At 67.5% G+C, this 5191-nt stretch carries 5 protein-coding genes; 2 read left to right on the top strand and 3 right to left on the bottom strand.

The annotated features are described in order from the left end of the window. Nucleotides 1–140 precede the first annotated feature (140 nt). Nucleotides 141–2075 (top strand): putative nucleotidyltransferase substrate binding domain-containing protein, encoded by a 1935-nt coding sequence (locus H610_RS0121255; RefSeq protein WP_028241546.1) that lies wholly within the window; start codon nt 141–143, stop codon nt 2073–2075. After that, nucleotides 2072–2779 (top strand): 3'-5' exonuclease, encoded by a 708-nt coding sequence (locus H610_RS0121250; RefSeq protein ID WP_028241545.1) that lies wholly within the window; start codon nt 2072–2074, stop codon nt 2777–2779. Before H610_RS0121255 ends, H610_RS0121250 begins: the two co-directional genes overlap by 4 nt. Nucleotides 2780–2900: 121 nt before the next feature. Here the strand turns inward: H610_RS0121250 and H610_RS0121245 are convergent, their stop codons facing one another. The 3 genes from H610_RS0121245 to H610_RS0121235 form a co-directional block, all read right to left on the bottom strand. Further along, nucleotides 2901–3545, bottom strand: coding sequence for a DUF2931 family protein (locus tag H610_RS0121245; protein ID WP_028241544.1), 645 nt, complete (start codon nt 3543–3545; stop codon nt 2901–2903). Nucleotides 3546–3559: 14 nt separating this feature from the next. After that, nucleotides 3560–4201: a DUF2931 family protein gene (locus H610_RS0121240; RefSeq protein WP_028241543.1), complete on the bottom strand. Its 642-nt coding sequence runs from the start codon at nt 4199–4201 to the stop codon at nt 3560–3562. After that, on the bottom strand, nt 4198–5191 hold a 994-nt coding region (locus tag H610_RS0121235), incomplete at its 5' end, for a phospholipase effector Tle1 domain-containing protein (protein WP_028241542.1). The genes H610_RS0121235 and H610_RS0121240, both read right to left, overlap by 4 nt.

The raw sequence follows: 5191 nt of genomic DNA, 5'->3' as shown, positions 1-5191 counted from the left end.
GGTGATGGCCGGCAGGTACGCCCGCCCCTACGATGGTGGGCTTCGGTACAGGCAGGCGGCAGCGGCTCCACTAGACTTACGTCCTATGTCTAACCCAACCGCGGCGCCGCACCATTGGCCCGAAAAGCTGGAGTCCGGCAATGACCAAAGCCGACGCCTTCGCCGAAGCCGGGAAGACGGCCGTCCTGCAGAACATCCACGGGACCATGGAGTTCCTGCAGAAATACCCCCCGTTCAACCAGATGGAAAGGGCGCAGCTCGCCTACCTGGTGGAGAACTGCCAGCTGCGCTTCTATGCCGCCGGCGAGTCGATCATCAAGCCCGAGGACGGGCCGGTCGAACACTTTTATATCGTCAAGCAGGGCCGGGTCTGCGGCCAGCGCCCGCACTCGGCTCGCCGGGGCACCGAGACTACCTTCGAGATCACCGCCGGCGAGTGCTTCCCGCTGGCCGCCCTGATCGGCGAGCGCGCCACCCGCACCGCGCACCTCGCCGCCGAGGACACCTTCTGCCTGCTGCTCGCCAAGGAGGCCTTCGTCCGCCTGTTTGCCCTGTCTGCGCCCTTCCGCGACTTCGCCCTGCGCGGGGTCAGCAGCCTGCTCGACCAGGTCAACCAGCAGGTGCAGCTGCGTGCGGTGGAGAGCCTCGGCGCGCAGTATTCGCTCAACACCCGGCTTGGCGGGCTGGCGCTGCAGAAACCGGTGTTCTGCGGGCCGCAGATGCCGGTCAACCAGGCCGTGCGGACGATGCACGAACAGAACGTCGGCAGCATCGTGGTCGTGGACGAGAACCTGCACCCGATCGGCATCTTCACCCTGCGCGACCTGCGCCGGGCGATCGCCAGCGGCGAGAGCGACCTCGGGCAGCCGGTGGAGCGGCTGATGACCGAGCGGCCGTTCTACCTGTCGCCGGACGCCACCGCCTTCGATGCCGCCATGGCCATGACCGAGCGCCATATCGCCCACATCTGCGTGGTCGAGCGCGGCCGGCTGCAGGGCGTGGTCTCCGAGCGCGATCTGTTCTCCCTGCAGCGGGTCGATCTGGTGCATCTGGCGCGGACCATCCGCAATGCCGGGCGGGTGTCGACGCTCGCCGCGCTGCGCGCGGAGATCCGCCAGCTGGTAGACAACATGCTGGCGCACGGCGCCTCCTCCACCCAGATCACCCACATCATCACCCTGCTCAACGACCACACCGTCTGCCGCGTGATCGAGCTGGCGCTCGAGGAGCTCGGCGACCCGGGCGTGCCCTTCACCTGGCTGTGCTTCGGCAGCGAGGGGCGCCGCGAACAGACGCTGTGCACCGACCAGGACAACGGCATCCTGTTCGAGGCCGACAACGCCGCCGAAGCCGCCGAAATCCGCGGCCGCCTGCTGCCGATCGCCGAACGCATCAACCGCGACCTGGCCGTCTGCGGCTTTCCGCTGTGCAAGGGCAACATCATGGCCAGCAACCCGGAGCTGTGCCTGTCGCGCGTCGAGTGGCAGCGGCGCTTCGCCTCGTTCATCGACAAGTCCACCCCGAAGAACCTGCTGGGCTCGGCGATCTTCTTCGACCTGCGCGCCATCTGGGGCCCGCCCGAAGGCAGCGACCGGCTGATGGACTCGCTGCTCGAGGAGGTCGGCGAGAACAGCCTGTTCCAGCGCATGCTCGCCGAGAACGCGCTGCATCGGCGCCCACCGGTCGGGCTGTTTCGCGACTTCGTGGTGACCCGCAAGGGCGCCGAGAAGGCCACCCTCGACCTCAAGGTCCAGGGCCTGACGCCCTTCGCCGACGCCGCCCGCGTGCTCGCCCTGGCCCACGGGATCGCCAGCGCCAACACCATCGATCGCCTGCGCCTGCTGGTCGAGGCCGGCGTCGTCGAGGCGAAGGACGGCGCCGCCTACGAAGAGGCCTACCAGTTCATCCAGCAGACCCGGATGCAGCACCACCAGCAGCAGGCGCGCCTCGGTCAGCCGCTGTCCAACCGGCTCGATCCGGACAGCCTCAACCACCTCGACCGGCGCATCCTGCGCGAATCCTTCCGCCAGGCCCAGCGCCTGCAGGCCAGCCTCGCCTTGCGTTATCAGCTATGAACCTGCCTTGGCTCCGACACCGCACCGCCGCGCGCCTCGACGCCGAGCAGCAGCGCCGTCGCGAGGCCCTGCCCGCCGCCCCGGCGCTCGACGAACGCCCGCTGGCCAGCCAGCGTTTCGTGGTGGTCGACCTGGAAACCACCGGGCTGAACATGCGCCGCGACGTGGTGCTGTCGATCGGCGCGGTGGTCATCGAGCACGGCGCCATCGATCTGGGCCAGCAGTTCGAATGCACGCTCAACCGCCCGATCCAGGACATGGGCGTCAGCGTGCTGATCCACGGCATTGCCCCGAGCGCGCTGGCGCGCGGCATCGAGCCGGCCGAGGCGCTGCTGGCCTTCATGGAGTTCGTCGGCGACAGCCCGCTGCTGGCCTTCCATGCCGAGTTCGACCGGCACATGCTGCGGCGCGCGCTGCGCCATACGCTCGGCTACCGCCTGCGCCATCCCTTCCTCGACGTCGCCGAACTCGCCCCCATGCTCTGCCCGGACCGCAAGCCAGCCAAGGGAGGGCTCGACGACTGGGCCGAACGCTTCGCCCTGCAGGTCGACCAGCGCCACCATGCCAGCGCCGATGCGCTGGCCACGGCACAACTGGCGCTGATTCTCTTCAGCCATGCGCGGCGCCAGGCGCTCGACAGCCCGGCCGGCCTGGCCCAGCGGCTGGCCGTGTGGCGCCGGCGCCAGCGCGGGCTGCTGCTTTGAGCGGGCGTTGCACGACAGGGCGTCCTGGTAAAGAGCGCCCGGCCCCAGACCTCATCTCGAAGCGTCCGCATCAGCCAAGAAATCAGTTACCGCGAGCTCCAGCGATCGGCATGCATTCGGATTACCACGATCCGTAGGGGATGCCGTGTTTTTCGATATAGGCTCTGGAGGTTTCCGAAAGGAAGTAATACTCACCGTCGGATTGCCCGCCATAGGGCCCCTTAGGCTCGATCTCCGCCTGGGCGCGCAGGACTTCGATGGGCCCGCCGCAGGTGCTCATGACCCAGCCCCTGACCACGCCGCCAGGAGCGAGACCCAGCGCCAGGGCATGGCGGTATTCACTGGTGCGGCAGGGCGGGTCGAGGCGCTCGCTCATCAACTGTCGGGCGCGTTCGGGGATATCGAGAATGACCCGGTAGGTCTGAGGCTCGGCCAGGGATTGCCAGCGCACGTAGATGCGCTTGGGCAGGTCGGAGCCGTTGACGTGGCGACCTGCGCCCCAGCCTAGGCCTCTGCGCCAGCCAGCGGCGCTCCCGCTGCCGTCGGACGGCCTGGCGATCGATACCGTGCCCCCGTCCATTCGATAGAAGAGGTTGCCGTGTATGTCCTCCACATCGGCGGTTTCCACCCAGACCTCCATATGGTCCGGGGCCAGAAAGCCCAGGCGCCAGTATTTGTAGGGCAGGCTTCCGGGGCCTCTCTCGGCGCTGGCGCAGCCGCCGAGCAGCAGTAAGGCCAGGATGAGCGATAGCTTGCGTGCGGTCATGATCGCCTGCCTGCTCACCATGATCCGTAGGGGATACCGTGTTTTTCGATATAGGCTCTGGATTCGGGCTCTAACGGCAAGGCGTACTGACCGTCGGTCTTGCCTTGGGAAGGCCCCTTGGGCTCGATTTCCGCCTGGGCGCGCAGGACTTCGATGGGCCCGCCGCAGGTGCTCATGACCCAGCCCCTGACCACGCCGCCGGGGGCAAGACCCAGCGCCAGGGCATGGCGGTATTCGCTGGTGCGGCAGGGTAGGTCGAGCCGCTCGCTCATCAGCTGTCGCGCGCGTTCGGGGATATCGAGAATGACCCGGTAGGTCTGGGGCTCGGCCAGGGATTGCCAGCGCACGTAGATGCGCCGGGGCAGGTCGGCGCCGTTGACGTGGCGACCTGCCCCCCAAGTCTTTCTCCAGCCGACGGCATTGCCTGTTCCATCGGTAGGCAAGTGCACGGATACGGTGCCGCTGCCTGCATGGAAGAATCTTTGTCCGCGAATATCTTCCACATCGGCAGTTTCCACCCAGACTTCCATATGGTCCGGGGCCAGGAAGCCCAGGCGCCAGTATTTGTAGGGCAGGCTTCCGGGGCCTCTCTCGGCGCTGGCGCAGCCGCCAACGCCAAGCAGCAGAAGGAACAGGACAAGTAGCGGCGCTCTCATCGCTTTTTCTCCCGGGGCCTGTCGGCATGGCGTATCCGTCCGCGCTCGGCCGGGGCATTGACGAAGACCACATCGAGCACGCTGCCGCCGCGTCCGGCAGCAGCATTCCAGTTGGCCGACTGATGGACGTAGCGCTGGCGCAGCAGGCGTTCCTCTTCCATATCCAGCGCACCGCTGCCGCTTCTGGCCCAGGCCAGCAGCTTGTCGCTGATGGGCATCAATTCGGTCGGCAGGCTCAAGTCCTCCGTGGCGGGAACATCCTTGAAAGGCACATTGGCTTCCACAGCCAGCGCATGCATGACCCGCAGATACACCCGCGAAAGGTGCCCATAGACCCGGCGCTCCAGATAGGGCGCCGCCAGCACGTATTTCATCTGGTCGCCGCGTCCGCCGCTGAACGGCGTGAAGTGTTCCCAGACGTCCGTTCCCAGCCGCGCGGTGCGGTCCCGCGGGTCGAGCAGGTCGGCCTGGCGGGCGTACTCGGTGTCGCGTTGCGCCTGCTGGTAGGCCAGGGTGCCGTATGGGCTGGTATCCCGGCTGACCCAGTTGCTGCGCGGACGCATCAGGTAGAGCCGCTCGCTGGCCAGCGGTGGGTAGCCGCCGCCCAGATCCGAATGGGCACCGGGCAGCACTATTTCCCGGTGCGGCGGGGAGACCCGGTTGAGGGCGAAATTGCGCCGAAATTCGTCGCGGGCGACCAGATGCACCACCTGGCGGGCTGCATCGGGCGCCAGATGGAGATCGATACCGCCGTTGACGTCATCGCTGGGATCGCCCCAGTCGTCCCAGCCGCCGATGGCGGCCACGGTATCGAACAGGCCGATAAAGTTGATGGCGACGTCGTCCCGCCAGTCGAAGCCGGATGCCAGGCCGAGCTTGCCCGCTCGGCGCAATGTGCCCAAGGGTCCCCGCTCGCGCAGGAGGATCTGGTTGGCGAAATGCCGGGCTGCCGCCGCGCCGCGGCTGAAGCCGAAGAGATCCAGTTCCAGC

Source organism: Stutzerimonas azotifigens DSM 17556 (assembly GCF_000425625.1).
GTDB classification, from domain to species: domain Bacteria; phylum Pseudomonadota; class Gammaproteobacteria; order Pseudomonadales; family Pseudomonadaceae; genus Stutzerimonas; species Stutzerimonas azotifigens.
Note: the sequence above shows the minus strand (reverse complement) of the source record. Positions and strands in the feature narration are given on the sequence as shown.

Bases quoted from the DNA above. Each gene is read 5' to 3' on its own strand.
- H610_RS0121255 (WP_028241546.1), top strand. From the start codon at position 141: ATGACCAAAGCCGACGCCTTCGCCGAAGCCGGGAAGACGGCCGTCCTG.
- H610_RS0121240 (WP_028241543.1), bottom strand. From the start codon at position 4,201: ATGAGAGCGCCGCTACTTGTCCTGTTCCTTCTGCTGCTTGGCGTTGGC.
- H610_RS0121250 (WP_028241545.1), top strand. From the start codon at position 2,072: ATGAACCTGCCTTGGCTCCGACACCGCACCGCCGCGCGCCTCGACGCC.
- H610_RS0121245 (WP_028241544.1), bottom strand. From the start codon at position 3,545: ATGACCGCACGCAAGCTATCGCTCATCCTGGCCTTACTGCTGCTCGGC.